The sequence below is a fragment of the Mesorhizobium sp. M0598 genome, from assembly GCF_040320865.1.
GTDB lineage: Bacteria > Pseudomonadota > Alphaproteobacteria > Rhizobiales > Rhizobiaceae > Mesorhizobium.
The window spans coordinates 425008-441659 of record NZ_JAMYQL010000001.1; the positions used below are offsets into that span (position 1 = coordinate 425008).

At 64.1% G+C, this 16652-nt stretch carries 13 protein-coding genes; 4 read left to right on the forward strand and 9 right to left on the reverse strand.

All coding sequences use genetic code 11. From position 1 onward, the window contains the following. Positions 1-142: 142 nt before the first annotated feature. The 6 genes from NKI59_RS02115 to NKI59_RS02140 form a co-directional block, all read right to left on the reverse strand. The gene (locus tag NKI59_RS02115) at positions 143-1141 is read right to left on the reverse strand and encodes an ABC transporter ATP-binding protein (RefSeq protein WP_352527632.1); all 999 of its coding nucleotides are present in this window, start codon (positions 1139-1141) and stop codon (positions 143-145) included. 15 nt (positions 1142-1156) lie between these two features. Further along, entirely contained in the window at positions 1157-2218 is a 1062-nt protein-coding gene (locus NKI59_RS02120; protein ID WP_352702032.1) for a Gfo/Idh/MocA family protein, read from the reverse strand. Then, positions 2215-3054 (reverse strand): carbohydrate ABC transporter permease, encoded by an 840-nt coding sequence (locus NKI59_RS02125; RefSeq protein WP_352702034.1) that lies wholly within the window; start codon positions 3052-3054, stop codon positions 2215-2217. Before NKI59_RS02125 ends, NKI59_RS02120 begins: the two co-directional genes overlap by 4 nt. A gap of 8 nt (positions 3055-3062) precedes the next feature. After that, positions 3063-3986: a carbohydrate ABC transporter permease gene (locus tag NKI59_RS02130; protein WP_352702037.1), complete on the reverse strand. Its 924-nt coding sequence runs from the start codon at positions 3984-3986 to the stop codon at positions 3063-3065. 242 nt (positions 3987-4228) lie between these two features. Continuing rightward, positions 4229-5488, reverse strand: a complete 1260-nt coding sequence (locus NKI59_RS02135) for an ABC transporter substrate-binding protein (RefSeq protein ID WP_352702039.1) — start codon at positions 5486-5488, stop codon at positions 4229-4231. A 2-nt stretch (positions 5489-5490) separates the two neighbouring features. Then, positions 5491-6450: an N-acetylmuramic acid 6-phosphate etherase gene (locus NKI59_RS02140; protein WP_352702041.1), complete on the reverse strand. Its 960-nt coding sequence runs from the start codon at positions 6448-6450 to the stop codon at positions 5491-5493. Between the two features lie 199 nt (positions 6451-6649). On the opposite strand from NKI59_RS02140, the gene NKI59_RS02145 reads away from it, so the two are divergent. Genes NKI59_RS02145 through nagA form a run of 4 tightly spaced genes read left to right on the forward strand, consistent with a single transcriptional unit; the run spans position 6650 to position 10507 of the window. Beyond that, a complete protein-coding gene (locus NKI59_RS02145; RefSeq protein WP_352702043.1) occupies positions 6650-7531 on the forward strand; it encodes a glucosamine kinase nucleotide-binding domain-containing protein in 882 nt (293 codons plus the stop codon). Next, positions 7528-8310: a GntR family transcriptional regulator gene (locus NKI59_RS02150; protein ID WP_023679844.1), complete on the forward strand. Its 783-nt coding sequence runs from the start codon at positions 7528-7530 to the stop codon at positions 8308-8310. Before NKI59_RS02145 ends, NKI59_RS02150 begins: the two co-directional genes overlap by 4 nt. After that, on the forward strand, positions 8307-9338 hold the full coding sequence (locus NKI59_RS02155) for an SIS domain-containing protein (RefSeq protein WP_036239401.1): 1032 nt from the start codon (positions 8307-8309) through the stop codon (positions 9336-9338). The genes NKI59_RS02150 and NKI59_RS02155 overlap by 4 nt, the downstream gene beginning before the upstream one ends. Then, a complete protein-coding gene (gene nagA, locus NKI59_RS02160) occupies positions 9335-10507 on the forward strand; it encodes an N-acetylglucosamine-6-phosphate deacetylase (RefSeq protein WP_352702045.1) in 1173 nt (390 codons plus the stop codon). The genes NKI59_RS02155 and nagA overlap by 4 nt, the downstream gene beginning before the upstream one ends. Positions 10508-10509: 2 nt before the next feature. On the opposite strand, the gene NKI59_RS02165 is transcribed toward nagA, so the two are convergent. From NKI59_RS02165 to NKI59_RS02175, 3 genes are all read right to left on the reverse strand, one after another. Further along, entirely contained in the window at positions 10510-12033 is a 1524-nt protein-coding gene (locus NKI59_RS02165) for a malonate--CoA ligase (protein ID WP_352702047.1), read from the reverse strand. 40 nt (positions 12034-12073) lie between these two features. Then, the gene (rpe, locus tag NKI59_RS02170) at positions 12074-12751 is read right to left on the reverse strand and encodes a ribulose-phosphate 3-epimerase (protein ID WP_352449613.1); all 678 of its coding nucleotides are present in this window, start codon (positions 12749-12751) and stop codon (positions 12074-12076) included. A 220-nt stretch (positions 12752-12971) separates the two neighbouring features. After that, entirely contained in the window at positions 12972-16649 is a 3678-nt protein-coding gene (locus NKI59_RS02175) for a DUF7929 domain-containing protein (RefSeq protein WP_352702050.1), read from the reverse strand. Positions 16650-16652 lie beyond the last annotated feature (3 nt).

The following is a 16652-nucleotide window of genomic DNA, read 5'->3' on the forward strand; positions in this document are numbered from 1 at the left end:
GCAAGAAAACGAGGCGTGAAAACATCAGGGGATTTTAGGCACTTACGCCTTCAGGGCAGCGATCCTTCCAACACCCCTCATCCGACCGAGCTTCGCTCGGCCACCTTCTCCCACAAGGGGAGAAGGGGAGTCGGCGCCTGCGCTACTTCAGCACCTTCCCGTCGGCTCCAAACCGGTATGTCTTTGCCGGATCCGGCGTCGCATAGAGCGTGGCACCCGGTTCAGCGTTATAGACGCCGAAGATGCGCACTGTGATCAAGCCGGCCTTCTCGCAGTCGAGATAGAGGTTGGTGTCGGCGCCAAGGTGCTCGGCATGGACGACCGTGCCTTTCCAGGCGCCGGATTTGGGATCGACGGTCAGATGTTCGGGACGGACGCCGATGGTCTTGGCCGTCTCGCCAAGCCTGGCGCCGTCGACGAAATTCATCTTCGGTGAGCCGATGAAGCCGGCGACGAATTCATTTGCCGGCGAATTGTATAGCTCCATCGGCCCGCCGATCTGCTCGATCTTTCCCGCGTTCAGCACGACGATCTTGTCGGCCAGCGTCATCGCCTCGACCTGGTCGTGGGTGACATAGATCATCGTGGCCTTCAGCCGGCGATGCAATTGCGCGATCTCCAGCCTGGTGTTGACGCGCAGTGCGGCGTCGAGGTTCGACAGGGGCTCGTCGAACAGAAAAAGCTTGGGCTCACGCACCACGGCGCGGCCGATGGCGACGCGCTGGCGCTGGCCGCCGGAGAGCTCGGCCGGCCGCCTCGAGAGGTAGGGCTCCAGCGACAGCATCGACGAGGCGATGCCGATGCGGCGGTCGATCTCGGCCGCCGGCGTGCCCGCCTGCTTGAGGCCGAGACCCATATTGTTCTTCACCGTCAGATGCGGGTAGAGCGCATAGGTCTGGAACACCATGGCGATGCCGCGCTTGGCCGGCGGGGTGGCGGAGACGTCCGCCCCGTCGATCACCACGCGGCCCGAGGTCGAGTCCTCCAGCCCGGCAATAACCCTGAGCAGCGTCGACTTCCCGCAGCCGGATGGACCGACGAAGACGACGAACTCGCCATCCGTCACCTCGAGGTTGATGCCCTTCAGCACCTCGACCGGCCCAAAGGCCTTTTTTACGTTCTCGATGTTCAGCGAGCCCACGGCGTCGTCCCTGTTCTAGAGTTTCACGGCGAGGCCGCTGCGCACGCTCTCGTCGGCGGCAAGGCAGACGGCGAGCGACTTCACCGCGTCGTCCATGTGGCGGGAGAGATCGAGATTCTCGCGGATCGCCTTCAGCACAAAAGCCTGTTCGAGGTCGCAAAGGTCCTGATGGCCGGGCTCGCCTTGCATCGACAGCATCTCATCCGACTTGGCGAACTTGCCGGCGGCTCCGGTCGCCGCACTGTGCAGGCGGATGGTCGAGGTCTTGGTGTGGGTGTCAATGTCGTCGGACCTGACACCCTCCTTCATGACGATCGACACGCAGCCATTGGGCGAGATCACGTCTTTCACGAAGAAAGCCGTCTCCGAAATCATCGGCCCCCAGCCGGCCTCGTACCAGCCGACCGAACCGTCGTCGAACAGCACCTGCAGATGACCGTAATTGTACATCGACGGCGCGATCTCGTCGGTCAGCCGCAGCCCCATGCCACGCACCTCGACCGGCCTGGCGTCGGTGATCTGCAGCATCACGTCGAGATAATGCACGCCGCAATCGACGATCGGCGATGTCGTCTGCATCAGCTGCTTGTGCGTCTCCCAGGTGTGGCCGGAGGATTGCTGGTTGAGGTTCATGCGGAACACGTAAGGGCCGCCGAGCTTCCGCGCCTCGGCAATCAGCCTGATCCAGGACGGATGGTGGCGCAGGATATAGCCGATCACCAGTTTTTTGCCGTTGGCCTTGGCGGCGGCGACGACGCGCTCTGCATCCGCGACGGTGGTTGCCAGCGGCTTTTCGACAAAGACATGGCAGCCGGCCTCGAACGCCTTGACCGCATAATCGGCATGGCTGTCGGAATAGGTGGCGATGCAGGCGACGTCGGGCTTTTCGTCGCGTAGCGCCTCGTCGAAGGAACGCCGGATGGCGTAGGTCGAAAGCCCTTCCGGCAGCGGCACATCGGAGCGGTTGACCAGCGCGGCGATCTGGAATCCCGGATTGGTGTGATACGCCAGCGCATGGCTGCGCCCCATGTTGCCGAGGCCGGCGATGACAACGCGAAGAGGTTGTTGCGAACTCACTTGACCGCTCCCGAGGTGATGCCGCGGATCAGCTGCCGCGAGAAGATGACGTAGAGGATCAGCACCGGCATGATCGCCAGCGAAAGTGCGGCCAGGATGGCGTTCCAGTTGGTGACGAACTGGCCGAGGAACAGTTGCGCGCCGAGCGTCACCGTCTTGGTCTCCTCCGACGGCGCCAGGATCAGCGGAAACCACAGATCGTTCCAGATCGGGATCATGGTGAAGACGGCGACTGTCGCCATCGACGGCCTGACCAGCGGCAGCACCAGCCGGAAGAAAATGGTGTATTCGGAGAGACCGTCGATGCGTCCGGCATTCTTCAGATCGTCGGACACCTGCTTCATGAATTCCGACAGGATGAAGACGGCGAGCGGCAGGCCTTGCGCGGTGTAGACCAGGATCAGCGCCGTCAGTGTGTTGACCAGCCCGCTCGCCACCATCAATTGCAGGATGGCGACGGTGGCAAGGCGGATCGGGATCATGATGCCAAGCGCCAGGTACAGTCCCATCAGCAAATTGCCGCGAAAGCGGTATTCCGACAGCGCGAAGGCGGCCATGGCGCCGAACAAAAGCACGAAGAACAGCGAGGCGACGGTGACGATGAGGCTGTTCTGGAAATAGTGGATGAAATCGCCCTGGCCGATCACCGTGCTGTAGCCGATCAGGTCGAATGTCCCTGGCGTCGGTGGCGCCAGCGGCGCGCCGAAGATCGCCGCGCGCGACTTGAACGAGTTGACGATGACGATGACCACCGGAAACAGCGCGATCGCCGTGTAGGTCAACAGGATCGCATGGGCGCCGATGGTGCGGGGCAGCGAGCGGGTTGCCGTGCTCATGTCGCGCCTCAGAACTGGTAGCGACGCAGGCGCGTCTGGACGAGGAAAAGATAGACGCAGACGCCGCCGAGGATGATCAGGAACATCATCGTGGCGATCGCCGCGCCCATGTTGGGATCGCCGACCTGCAGCTGGAAACCGAAGAAGGCGCGGTAGAGGAAGGTGCCGAGAATATCGGTCGAATAGTTCGGGCCGGCCAATGCGCCTTGCGCGGTGTAGATCAGGTCGAAGGCGTTGAAATTGCCGACGAAGGTCAAGATCGAAATGATGCCGATCGACGGCAGGATCAGCGGCAGCTTGATCTTCCAGAACTGCGACATGCCGGTGATGCCGTCGCATTCGGCCGCTTCGAGCACCTCGTCGGGGATCGACAGAAGCGCGGCATAGATCAGCATCATCGGGATGCCGACGAACTGCCACACCGAGATCAGGCTGAGCGCGGTCAGCGCATATTGCGCCTTGCCAAGCCATGGCGTGAACAGGCTCTTCAGCCCGACAAGATCCATCAGATGCGGCGCCACGCCCCACAGCGGCGACAGGATCAATTTCCAGGCGAAGCCGACGATGACGAAGGACAGGATCGTCGGCACGAAGATCGCTGTGCGGTAGAAGGCGGAAAACCGCAGCCTGGGGCTGGACAGAAGTGCGGCCAGAAGGACGCCGATCGGGTTCTGCACCAGCATGTGGATGACGAAGAACCAGACATTGTTCCTGAGCGCGTTCCAGAAATTGACCGACCAGTTGGGATCACCGAACAGCATGCGGAAATTTTCCAGTCCGACGAAGACCTGCGACTGATTGATGTTGCGGAACAAGGAAAGCTGCAGCGTGCCGGCCAGAGGCAGGATCATGATCGCCGTATAGACCAGCAACGCCGGCGCCAGGAAAACGCCGATATGCCAACGGAACGGTCTTTTCGGTGCTGCGGCCATGCGTTCGGTCCCCGCCGATCAGGTCTTGCTATTGCCGTCAAAGGGCGCGGCGCCTCCCTCCCCCCTCGAGGGGAGGGTGCCTCGCAAAGCGAGGCGGGTGGGGTCGGCAGAGGCAGCGCGCCATCGTCGTTCGACCGTGCTTTCCAGCAGCGATCAAGCCGCAGCCTGCCTCGACCGACCCCCTCTGTCGCCTTCGGCGACATCTCCCCCCTCGAGGGGGGAGACAACGCTTCGCCGCGCTCTTACTTGGCCGGCTTGTACCAGCTGTCGAGGCCGTCCTGCAGCTTCTTGGCGGCAGCTTCCGGCGTGTCGGTGCCGTTGATGACGTTGGCCGATTCAACCCACGTCTCGTTTTCGAGGTTCGGCGTGCCGCGCGACAGGATCTGGTAGGTCGAGCGGATCGTCGACTTGCACTTGCCGCGCCAGGAGACGAATTCCTGGGCCAGCGGGTCTTCCATCTTCACCGGGGTGTTGTTCAGGCTGAAGAAGCCCGGCAGCGCGTTGGCGTAGATGGTGGCGAAATCCGGCGAGGCCACCCAGGACAGGAAGATCTTGGCCGCATCCGCGTTCTTCGAGGCCGCATTGAGGCCCATGCCGATGTCGGTGTGGTCGGAGATGTAGCAGGTGTCGCCGGCCTTCTGCACCGGCGGCGGGAAGGCGCCCATCTTGAACTGCGCCTGCGTGTTGAACAGGCCGATTTCCCACGAGCCGGCCGGGTAGATGGCGGCGCGGCCGAGCGTGAACAGGTTCTGGCTGTCCGGATAGGTCTGCGCCTCGAAGCCGTCGCCGAGATAGTCCTTCCACTTGGCCAGTTCCTTGTAGGGCTCGACCCACTGCGGATCGGTCAGCTTCTGCTCGCCCTTGATCAGCGCCAGACGGCCTTCCTCGCCCTTCCAGTAATTCGGGCCGATGTTCTGGTAGCCCATGGTCGCCGCTTCCCAGAGATCCTTGGTGCCCATCGCCATCGGGATGTAGGTGCCGTCGGCCTTGATCTTGTCGAGCGCGGCGAAGAATTCGTCGCGCGTCTCCGGCACCTTGATGCCGAGCTTGTCGAAGGCGTCCTTGTTGTAGATGAAGCCATGGATGACGGAGGCCATCGGCACGCAGAAACTCGACTTGCCGTCGTCGGTCTGCCAGGCGGCCTTGGCGACGTCGGAGAAGTTCTCCATGCCGGGCAGGGTCGAGATGTCGGCGAGGTTGCCCTTCTTGAAGAGCTCCAGCGACTTGTCGAACGGGCGGCAGGTGATCAGGTCGCCGGCCGAGCCGGCGGCGAGCTTGGCGCCGAGGGCGGCGTCATATTCGGTTGGCGCCGATGGCGCGAACACCACCTTGATGCCCGGGTTCTTGGCTTCGAAGGCAGGGATCAGCTTGTCCTTCCAGATGGCAAGGTCGTCGCCGCGCCAGCTTTCGATGTTGAGCGTTACGTCGTCGGCATAAGCCACCCCGGCAGAGCCGAGAATGCTGGTGCCGAGAAGAAGTGCCGTCAGTAGCTTCGTTGTCATGCTCAGTCTCCCTGTTGACCTTTTTCAGGTTCGGTTTTGATGAGAACAGAGGCATTGCGCCCCTTGCTCCCCTCGATCGCGGAAAGGGCCGGCCGCAGCTTGTGGCCGGTCCCTTCCAATATCTTCTCGGCTGCATCGGCGCTGGCGGCGCCGGCGGCGAGCAGAATAGCGGTCTTGACGACGCCGCCGCTCCTTTCGAGCAGGCGCTCCGCCTCGTCCTTGCCGCGCCCGCTGACGGCGGCGACGATGCGTGCGGCGCGGTCGCGCAGCTTGATGTTGTCGGCCATGAGGTTGACCATGTAGCCGTCATGGACATGGCCGAGATGGATGGCGGCGAGCGTCGACAGCATGTTGAGCGCGATCTTCTGGGCGGTGCCTGCGCCCATGCGCGTTGAGCCGGCAATCAGCTCCGGCGGCGTTTCGAGCAGGATGGCGATGTCGGCCAGCCGCAACAGCGGCGCATCCCGGTTGTTGGCGATGGCAATGGTCGCCGCACCGCGGCGCCTGGCGTCCTCGATCGCCCTGACTGCATAAGGTGTCGAGCCGCTGGCCGAGACGGCGATCAGGCAGTCGCCCTTGCCGATGCCGGCGGCGGCAACCGCTGCCGAAGCTTCCTCGGTGTCGTCCTCCGGCCCGCCGGCCAGTGTCTTGAAGGCCTCGTCGCCGCCGGCGATCAGGATGGCGATACGGTCGCGCTGGATGCCGAACGTGCCCGGCAACTCAAGCGCATCGGCCAGTGCCATCAGGCCCGAACTGCCGGCAGCCGCATAGGCGAGCTTGCCGCCGCTTTTCAGTCTGCTTGCGATGATTTCGGCTGCCGCGGCAATGGCAGGAATGGCGCCGTGCACGGCCTTGGCGGCCTCGATCTGTGCGTTGACCAAAGAGGAAAGGACGGCTTCCGGGGCCTGGATATCCAGTCCCTCGGCATTCTGGTGAAGCGCTTCGGTGCGCGTTTCGGCCATCCGCTTTCCTCCAATCGAGAAAACCATACCAAAAAAATACCACTTGTCCACACGCATTAATGAAATCCTTGCGGCGGTGCAGGCTTGCGAACGAAATTGGCTGATTTTCCAACAAACTACGCCTTAACTTTTTTGAAACGGAAATTAATCCTTGGCTATTGGTACTTTATTGGTATTATCCGCCCGGAGGAGAAATCGCGTGAAATTCGTGCTCGGCATCGATGGCGGCGGCACCAGCTGCAGGGCGGCCCTTGCAACGGCCGACGGCAGCGTCCTCGGCCGCGCCAAAAGCGGTGCCGCCAACATCCGAACGGATCTCACCGGCGCCAGGACGAACATCGTCGACGCAGCGCAGCAGGCCTTTGTCGCCGCGGGCAGGGATCCCGCACTGATCCCGCAAACTCCGGCCGTTCTCGGTCTTGCCGGCGCCAATGTCGGCACCTACCGGCAGCAGCTCGAAGCGATCCTGCCGTTTCGCATCAGCCGTGTCGAGACCGACGCCGAGATCGCGCTGGAAGGCGCGGTTGGCTCCGGCGACGGCGCCATGGCCATACTCGGCACCGGCACCGCCTATATGGCACGCAAACAAGGCAAGTCGCGCGCCATCGGCGGCTGGGGGTTCCAGGTCGGCGACCAGGGCAGCGGCGCCCGTATCGGCCGCGACCTGCTCGAGCAGACGCTGCTCGCCTATGACGGCATCCGCCAGGGATCGCCGCTGACGGAGACCATGCTCGCCATTTTCCGCAACAATCCCGAGGATGTGGTCGAATTCACCACCAACGCCAAGCCCGGCGATTTCGGCGGCTTCGCGCCCAAGGTGTTCGAACATGCCGAAAAAGGCGACGCCGTCGCAATCTGGATCCTCGACAAGGCGGTCGCCGATGTCGAGGCAGCGCTTGGCGTGCTCGACCTCGGCGGCGACGATCCGCTCTGCCTGCTCGGCGGGCTGGCGCCGCTTTATGCGCCGCGCCTGTCGGCCCGCTACCGGGCGCTGCTGAAACCGCCGCTCGACGACGCGCTGGGCGGCGCGGTTCATATGGCGGTTCGGATTTTCGCAAACCCGGCGGAGGCAGCTCGATGAGTGAGGCCGCCGACCAGATATTCGCGGCGCTGAAACAATCGTCGCAGAGTGGCGCGCCGCTCTATCTGCAGCTCAGGAAGAGCATCGAGGATGCGGTCAAACGCGGGCTGATCGGACCTGGCGATGCGCTGCCTTCCGAGCGCGACATCGCTAGCAAGGCCGACATTTCGCGCGTTACCGTGCGCAAGGCGGTGCAGGACCTGGTCAAAGGCGGCATCCTCGTCCAGCGCCATGGTTCCGGTACCTTCGTTGCGCCACGTATGGAGCGCGTCGAGCAGTCGCTGTCGATGCTGACCTCGTTTACCGAAGACATGGCGCGGCGCGGCATGGCGGTGCGTTCGGCTTGGCTCGACCGCGGCCTCTATCCGCCGTCGCCCGACGAGATGATGGTGCTCGGCCTGGCGTCGAACGAATTGGTTGCGCGCGTGGCGCGCCTTCGTATCGCCAACGACACGCCGCTGGCGATCGAGCGCGCCTCGCTATCGACAAGCGTGCTGCCCGATCCGGCGGCGATTGGTTCGTCGCTCTACGCCGCGTTGGAAAAGACCGGCAACAGGCCGGTGCGGGCGGTGCAGCGCATTTCCGCCACCAATCTCGGCGATGGCGACGCACATCTGCTGGAAGTACCGCCGGGCATTGCCGGCCTGCACATCGAGCGTATCTCCTATCTGGCGAGCGGCAAGGTGATCGAGTTTACCCGCTCCATCTACAGGGGCGACGCCTATGATTTTGTCGCCGAACTCCGGCTGAGCGGGCCGGGCGAAGAGGGCCGGCCATGACCGCAACAACGACCCATATGCGGCGCGAGATCGAGGAGATCCCGGAGGCCACCGCCCGCCTGCTCGATGGCTCGGCCGCGGTGCTGACGGAAGCTGGACGCGGCATTCGCGAGCGCGATCCGAATTTCGTCGTCACCGTGGCGCGCGGCTCGTCCGACCATGCCGCGACCTTCATGAAATATGCCGTGGAGTTGACCGCCGGGCTGGCGGTTGCATCGGTCGGCCCATCGATCGCCTCGATCTATGGCGCCAAGCTGAAGCTGGGCGGCTCGGCCTGCCTGGCGATCTCGCAGTCCGGCAAGAGCCCGGACATCGTTGCAATGGCGCAAGCGGCGAGGACCGGCGGTTCGCTGACCGTCGCCATCACCAACACCGCCGATTCGCCGCTGGCGCGGGCTTCGGACTACGCGATCGACATCCTGGCCGGACCGGAGCGCAGCGTCGCGGCGACGAAGACCTTCGTCAATTCAGCCGTCGCAGGACTCGCCCTGATGGCGCATTGCACCGGCGACGAGAAACTCCTGGTGGCGCTCGCGCGCTTGCCGGAGCATTTTCGCAAGGCGATCGCCTGCGACTGGATGGCGTTGGCTGGGGCACTCGAGACGCCGAAATCGCTGTTCATTCTCGGCCGCGGCCCGTCGGCGGCGATCGCCAACGAGGCGGCGCTGAAATTCAAGGAAACCTGCGCCATGCATGCGGAAGCCTATAGTGCCGCCGAGGTCATGCACGGCCCGCTGGCGCTGGTCGGTCCCGGTTTCCCGGTGCTGGCTCTGGCTGCTCGCGATGCGTCCGAGCCATCGGTGGCCGATGCCGCCGACAGCCTGGCCGGCAAGGGCGCTGCCGTCTTTGTGACGTCGAACAAGGCAAAGAGCGCTCAGCGCCTGCCGCATGTCGCAACCGGTCATCCGCTGACCGACCCGCTGACGCTGATCGTGTCGTTCTATGGTTTCGTCGAGGCTTTTGCCCGCCATCGCGGCCTCGACCCCGACACGCCGCCCAATCTGCGCAAGGTAACGGAAACCCTATGAGCGACCGTTTTGCCCTGACTGGCGCCCGGATTTTCGATGGCGACGACTGGCACGACAATGCGGCGCTTCTCGTGCGCGACGGCCTCGTCGAGGCCATTGTTGCCGCCGGCGCCATTCCATCCAATGTTGCGCGTATCGAGACCGGCGGCGGCATGCTGGCGCCTGGCTTCGTCGATCTGCAGGTCAATGGCGGCGGCGGCGTCATGCTCAACGACCATCCCGACGTCGCCTCGATCGAGACCATCTGCCGGGCGCACGCACCCTTCGGCACGGCGGCGCTGTTGCCGACGCTGATCACCGACACGTCCGAGATCACCGCCGCGGCGGTTGCGGCCGGAGCCGAGGCGGCACGGAGGAAGGTGCCGGGGTTCCTGGGCCTGCACCTCGAAGGACCGCATCTGTCGATCGCCCGCAAGGGCGCACATGACCCGGCTTTGATCCGGCCGATGCTAGACTCCGACCAGACGATGCTGATCGCCGCACGGAAAAACCTGCCCGTGCTGCTGACGACGGTGGCGCCCGAATCCGTCGAGCCCAGCCAGGTGTCGGCGCTTAGCAAGGCCGGCATTGTCGTCAGCATCGGCCATTCCGATACCGGCTATGCCACGGCTCGCGCCTTTGCCGAGGCCGGCGCAACGGTGGTCACCCATCTGTTCAATGCGATGAGCCAGATCGGCAATCGCGAGCCGGGGCTGGCGGGCGCCGCAATCGATACCGGCGCATTCTATGCCGGGATCATCGCCGACGGTATCCATGTCGATCCGGCCACCATGGCCATCGCCTTGCGCGCCAAGCAGGGGCCGGGCAAGATCCTGCTCGTTACCGATGCCATGGCGACGATCGGCACCGACATGACCTCGTTCACGCTGAACGGCCGCACCATCCACCGCAAGGATGGCAGGCTGACACTTGCCGACGGCACGCTGGCGGGCGCGGATCTCGACATGATTTCCGCGGTGCGCTTCATGCACCGCGTCGTCGGCCTCGACCTCGACGAAGCCTTGCGCATGGCCTCCCTCTATCCGGCGCAGGCGGTCGGCCAGTCGCACCGGTTCGGGCGCTTCGCCAACGGTACCGCGGCCAACATCGTTTCGCTGTCGGACGATCTGGACATTAAAAGCGTCTGGATCGATGGTGCCAAGGTTTTTGCAGGCAGCCCTGCTCGTTAGGGTTAGCCGGCTTTGGACGTATAGAGGTCCTTGTAGGCTTCGCGCAGCAGGTTCTTCTGCACCTTGCCCATCGTGTTGCGCGGCAGTTCGTCGACGAAGATCACCCGTTTCGGATGCTTGTACCTGGCGAGGCGCCCGGCGATGGCCTCGACGATCCCTGCGGCGCTGATGGTCGAGCCCGGCGCCCTCACCACGACAGCGGTGACGCCTTCGCCGAAATCCGGATGGGCAACGCCGATGACAGCGCTTTCGGCGACGCCAGGCAGCGCGTCGATCTCGCTCTCGACTTCCTTTGGATAGATATTGTAGCCGCCGGAAATGATCAGGTCCTTGCCGCGGCCGACGATGTGGACATAGCCGTCGGCATCGATCAGCCCGAGATCGCCGGTGATGAAGAAACCGTCGTCACGGAACTCCGCTTTGGTCTTTTCCGGCATGCGCCAGTAGCCGCAAAAGACATTGGGACCCCTCACCTCGATCATGCCGACATCGCCCTTGGCAAGTGTTTCGCCGCTCTCGGGGTCGGTGATGCGCAGGGAAACGCCGGTCACGGGAAACCCGACCGTGCCGGCACGCCGCTCGCCATCATAAGGATTCGACGTGTTCATGTTGGTCTCGGTCATGCCGTAGCGCTCGAGGATGGCGTGGCCGGTGCGCTCTCGCCAGGCTCTGTGCGTCTCGGCCAAAAGCGGCGCCGAGCCGGAAATGAACAGGCGGATGTTTTTCGCCGCTTGCCGGTTCAAACCGTCCTGCTGCAGCAGGCGGACGTAGAATGTCGGCACGCCCATCAGCACGGTGGCGCGCGGCAGCAGCGAGACGATGCGGGCCGGGTCGAATTTGGTTTCGAACAGCATCGAGGCGCCGGCCATCAGGACGACATTGGTGGCGACGAAAAGGCCATGCGTGTGGAAAACCGGCAGCGCGTGAATCAGCACGTCTGCGGCAGTGAAGCGCCAGAGGTCGACCAGCACCCGCGCATTCGAGGCGAGGTTTTCGTGGCTGAGCATGGCGCCTTTCGAACGGCCGGTGGTGCCGGATGTGTAGAGGATCGCAGCAAGGTCGTCCGGTCCGCGCGCCACGTCGTGGAAGTCCATGGCCGCCTCAGAGGCCCGATCGGTCAACGAACCCTCGCCCTTGCTGCCGAGTGTCGCGACCGCAGCGCCCGAGGCCTGCGCCAAAACGCCGATCTCGGTCACTCGCGCCGGGTCGCAGACGATCAGTCGCGGCTCGGCATCCCTGAAGAAATAGTCGAGTTCGGTCAGCGTATAGGCGGTGTTGAGCGGCAGGAAGATCGCGCCGGCACGCAGACAGGCGAGATAGAGGAAAATGGCCTCCGGGCTCTTCTCGACCTGAACGGCGACGCGGTCGCCGGCTTCGACGCCCAGCTGCGACAGCACATGTGCCAATTGAGCGGAGCGCGCCAGCATTTCGCCATAGCTGATCGAGCGCCCGTCCTCTGCCTCCATCAAAAGGCGTCCGGGCGTGGGCATCCGGGCACGGAAAGCATCGAACAGATGGTTGCTCAAAAGTCCCCCCGAGCGGCTGTCTCCGGCCGAACGGCGGCGGTCAGCCGGCCGCCTTGTCCGCCGCTGCCCTGATTGCCTCGATGTTTGCCCGATAGGCTGCGACGCTGCCGCCCTTGAAAATGGCCGCACCGGCGACCAGCACGCTGGCGCCGGCGGCAGTGACCAGGGGCGCAGTTTCCGGCGAAATACCGCCGTCGATCTCGATCCGGATCGGCCTGTCACCGATCAGCGCCTTCACCCGCTTCACCTTGTCTACGATCGCCGGAATGAAGGCCTGGCCGCCGAAGCCCGGATTGACCGTCATGATCAGGATCAGATCGAGCCGGTCGAGCACGTATTCGATCATCGTCTCCGGTGTCGCCGGGTTGAGCGACACACCGGCCTTCTTGCCAAGGTTTTTGATCGTCTGCAGCGAGCGGTCGAGATGCGGCCCGGCTTCGGCGTGCACCGTGATGCCGTCGCAGCCGGCCTCGGCGAAGGCGGCCAGATAGGGGTCGGCGGGGGCGATCATCAGATGGCAGTCGAAGAAGGCCTTGGTGCGGTTGCGGATCGCCTTGATCACCGGCGGCCCGAAGGTGATGTTGGGGACGAAATGCCCGTCCATGACGTCGAGATGGATCCAGTCGGCGCCGGCGGCCGCCACCGCCTCGACCTCGTCGCCGAGCTTCGAGAAATCGGAAGCCAGCACCGATGGCGCGATCAGGGTTTTTTTGCTCATGACGCGGTCTTCCCGAACGCCTCGGTTTACGGCCCCTCTGTATCGCCTGCCTAGACCATGAGTCGAGTCCGGAAAGTGGAAGCCGGTTTGTCCTTCCGCTGATGCCACGGCTTCAGGTTTTCGCTGCTCTTTCATCTGCCAGCCAAAGAAAAACCCGCCGGATCGCTCCGGCGGGGTTTTCTTGATAGAATGATCACCGTTTTGAAGTTCGCGTGCGATCCTATTGCTCGAGCTGCGGCTTGCGCCTTGGCAGCTGCTGAAGAACATCTGGATTCAGCAGCAGGCTCGGTTTGCGGATCGGCTGGCACTGGCCATTAATCGGCCGCGCGCCCGGTGCGCACTCCAGCCGCGGTTTGCGGCAGGCGCCGTCGCGCAGCTCTGTCCCACGCGGGCAGACGCAGACGCCACGCTTGTTGTGGATCTGACCAGGTATCGAGCACTCCACCACAACAGGCTTCTTGCGCCTGCAGGCATTGCCTTGCACTTCCGTGCCTTTCGGGCAGACGCAATCGCCTCCGGCGTCGTGGATCTGGCCGCGGATGGTGCACTGCTCCGGCTTCGGCTGGATTGGCCGGCAGACATTGCCCCTGACTTCCGTACTCCGCGGGCAGACGCAATCGCCAGCGGCGTTATGGATCTGGCCCAGAATGGTGCACTGCTCGGGTTTTGGCTGGATTGGCCGGCAGGCATTGCCTTTGACTTCGGTGCCCCGCGGGCAGACGCAATCGCCGGCAGCGTCGTGGATCTGGCCACGGACGGTGCACTGCTCGGGCTGCGGCTTGCTGCCCACGCAAGCGCCGTTCTCCAGCTCGGTTCCGCGCGGACAGACGCAGCGTCCGTCTTCGGTACGGATCTGGCCTTTGAGCAGAACGCAAGGTTTTGGCTTCGGCACGATGACCGTGCCGCCCCCGGAAGAGCATTGGCCATTGCGGAAGGTCCTGCCGGGCGGGCAGACGCAGTTGCCGGCGTCGTTCATGACGAAGCCTTGCGAGCATTCCTTCTTCACCTCATTCATAATGGTGAAGGGATGGCAGGCATAGGCCTTGCCGCGATCACCCTGCACGTCGGCCGCACCGCGGGACAGCACGTCGCCACCGCCTTGCACCGGCGTGTTCGGAGACAGCATGCCGACGCAGTTCTGGCCGTTGACAATGCCCTGCAGATTGGCCAGACGGCCGTCGTCGGGAATAGTCACGGTCACTGTGTGCACGTGGCTTTCCCCGGCGCCGAGCGTCAGTTGGGCGATACAGGACAGAGGCAAGATTGCCGGCTCCGGCGAGCAGCCGAAGGGCGGATCGATCGAGGTGATCGCAACGTCTTCCAGCCGGCCGAGGCCTTCGACGCCGATCGCATCGCCGACGCGAACCGGACCGGAGAAGGCGCTCGCGCCATCGTTCGTGATGGTGATCTCGAACGAGCAGGGCTGGCCGGGCTTGCACTCGGCATCACCGGTCTTCTCGACGCGGATGGTCGAGGCGCCGCCGCCCTTGGCGCAGGCCTGGCCGATCGGATAGACGATGTCGTCTCCCGGAGCCGGGCCGTAGGAGCCGCGTGCGCAGTTCTCGAATTCGCCGTTCGCGGCAACCGTCACGTCGAAATGGCGGCTGGTTCCAGGCGTCATGACGGCGCCGGGAATCTGGCACGACAGCGCATTGGCCGGAACCGGTCCGCAAGTCCATTCCGCGCCGTCTGGGGTGACGGTCTGGATCTGGACCGGCGCTCCGCTGGCTATCAGCGTCGCGGCATCGTTGACCCGTACCGGACCGGTCGGGGCAGTGGTGCCGAGGCTGATGACGGTAATGCGGCAGGAAACGACCGCAGCACCGGCCAGCGAACCATTGCACACCTTGGTGATGCGCAGGGCCGGCTGGCCGCCATTCGGATGACGGATGCGTTCCTTGGCGCAGGCCCTGTTGTTGGTGATGTCGTTCTCACCGGGAATAGCCTTCACCTCGGCGCAGTTCTCGACACTGTCGGGCCGGTAGTTGGCCGGCATCACCGCCCTGACGAAGATCGGCGTCGAGGCGCCAGGCAACAGCACGATGCCGGCATTGTCGCAGCGGAACTGGCCGGGGCCGTTCGGTCCGCATGTCCATGGCGGCGTCGGGCCGAAGGTCGAGGATGCCGGCGCGCCGCCCGGATAGGTATCGACGACCGTCAGCGGCCCATTATAGGGGACGCTGCCATTGTTGATTATGTCGACCACGAAGGTGCAGACGCCATCGGCCGAACAGAATTCGGTGCGGGCGCGCTTCTTCAGGATCAGGTCGACCTTCTTCTCCACCGGCGGCCGGCAGTCGCGGCCACGATCGCCACGCCGGCAGACCGGGATCGAAGCACAGCCGCGATCGTTTTGCTGGCTGCCGAAAAGCGGCTTGCCGCTGGCGCCGTAATTGTAAGTGGCGCAGTTGCGCAAGACGCTGCCTCGCCAGCCTGCGGCCGGCTTGAAGCCAAGCTTGAGGTCGACAGAGGCACCCGGATTGAGCGTGGTCACCGGATGAGTGCAAATCATCGGGGTGGTTCCAGGCGCGCAGACCCAAGGCGGGTTCGGCCCTGAATCGAGGGTGGAGCCGGCCGGCAGGGTGACTTCGTTGAGCACGATCTTGCCGTGGTAGGGTGCATCGCCGACATTGGTGACCCTGACGGTGAAGTTGCAGCCGCCGCCCATCGTGCAACGTTGCACGTCGGCGCGCTTTTCGACTTTCAGATCCGGTTCCTTGTCCTTCGGTGGGCAGCGCTGATCACGCGGGATGACGATATCGACAGTTTGCGTACAGCACAGGTCCCAGCCCTCCCTCGGGCCGGCATAGGTTTCGATACCGGTGACGATGATGTGGATGACGTCGCCGGGTGAAGCGCCGACGATCTTCCAATTGAGCACACCGCCGCCGGCCGGCACCAATTGCGTGTCGGGAATGATGGTGATGCCGGGTGTCGTCGTCGAAAGCTGCACCCATTTGCCAGCCATCTCCGGGCCGACCGGCATGTGGTAGATGAAGGCGCCGCCGCCGGGCACGCAATCGACCGTGCCGCGCTCCACCTTGAAGCATTCCTTGCCGGGAGGTGGAGGCGGCGGGTTGCACCTGGTGACGTCGATCTTGATCGACGCCTTTGCACCCGTGAGATAATTGCCGTCGTCCGGCTTGCCCGGATCCTGCGACAGGATTTCGATGCCGGCGCCGCGTTCGCGGCTCACCTTAAGCACGCTCTGGTTGTGAACGGTCGTCGGCGACGGAAACGCCGCATGGTCAATCTTGGCGGTGATCTGGAAGGTGACGACGCGCTCGTTCGCAGCGCCGATGCCGTCGAGATCGCTGGCGGAAATCCGGAAATCGGACACCGTCGCGGTATCGTCCGGGCCAGCCGAACTGCTGATCGCAGCACCAGGCAGCGGTCCGCCGGACGCATCGGTGCCGTCGCCGGTCACATGCACGCCGACGATGCGCAGGCCGTGCGGGAGCTGGTCCCTGAAATCGAGCCTGACCTTTTTCAGCATGGCGGCGAGGTCCGGGCTGGCAAAATCCTGCGGATTGCCGCGCAAGCCAAAGCTCAGCGAGTATACGACATAGTCGCAGCCTCTCTGGGTGCCTTTCTTGGCGAAGAAGGGCACGATCCGGCCCGGCTCCGGATTGACGATGCGAGGATTGTCGAAATCGAGCCTGGGATCTGGAACGGCAGTGTAGATGCCCGCATCGGCAGGCTTGGTCTTGGCCGGAGCAAGGTCTTCAGCGAAGCCTTGCAGCGGACTCAGCATGGCGACCGCGATACCGGCCGCCATCAGCCAGCGCACACCGCGCCTGGCGAGTGACAGGGGTTTCACGATGGTCTCCATGACGAATGATTGTTTGCCGGTTGACTGGCTGCTTGTCGCAGGCGGGAAAAATGCGAGATTGCTCATCTT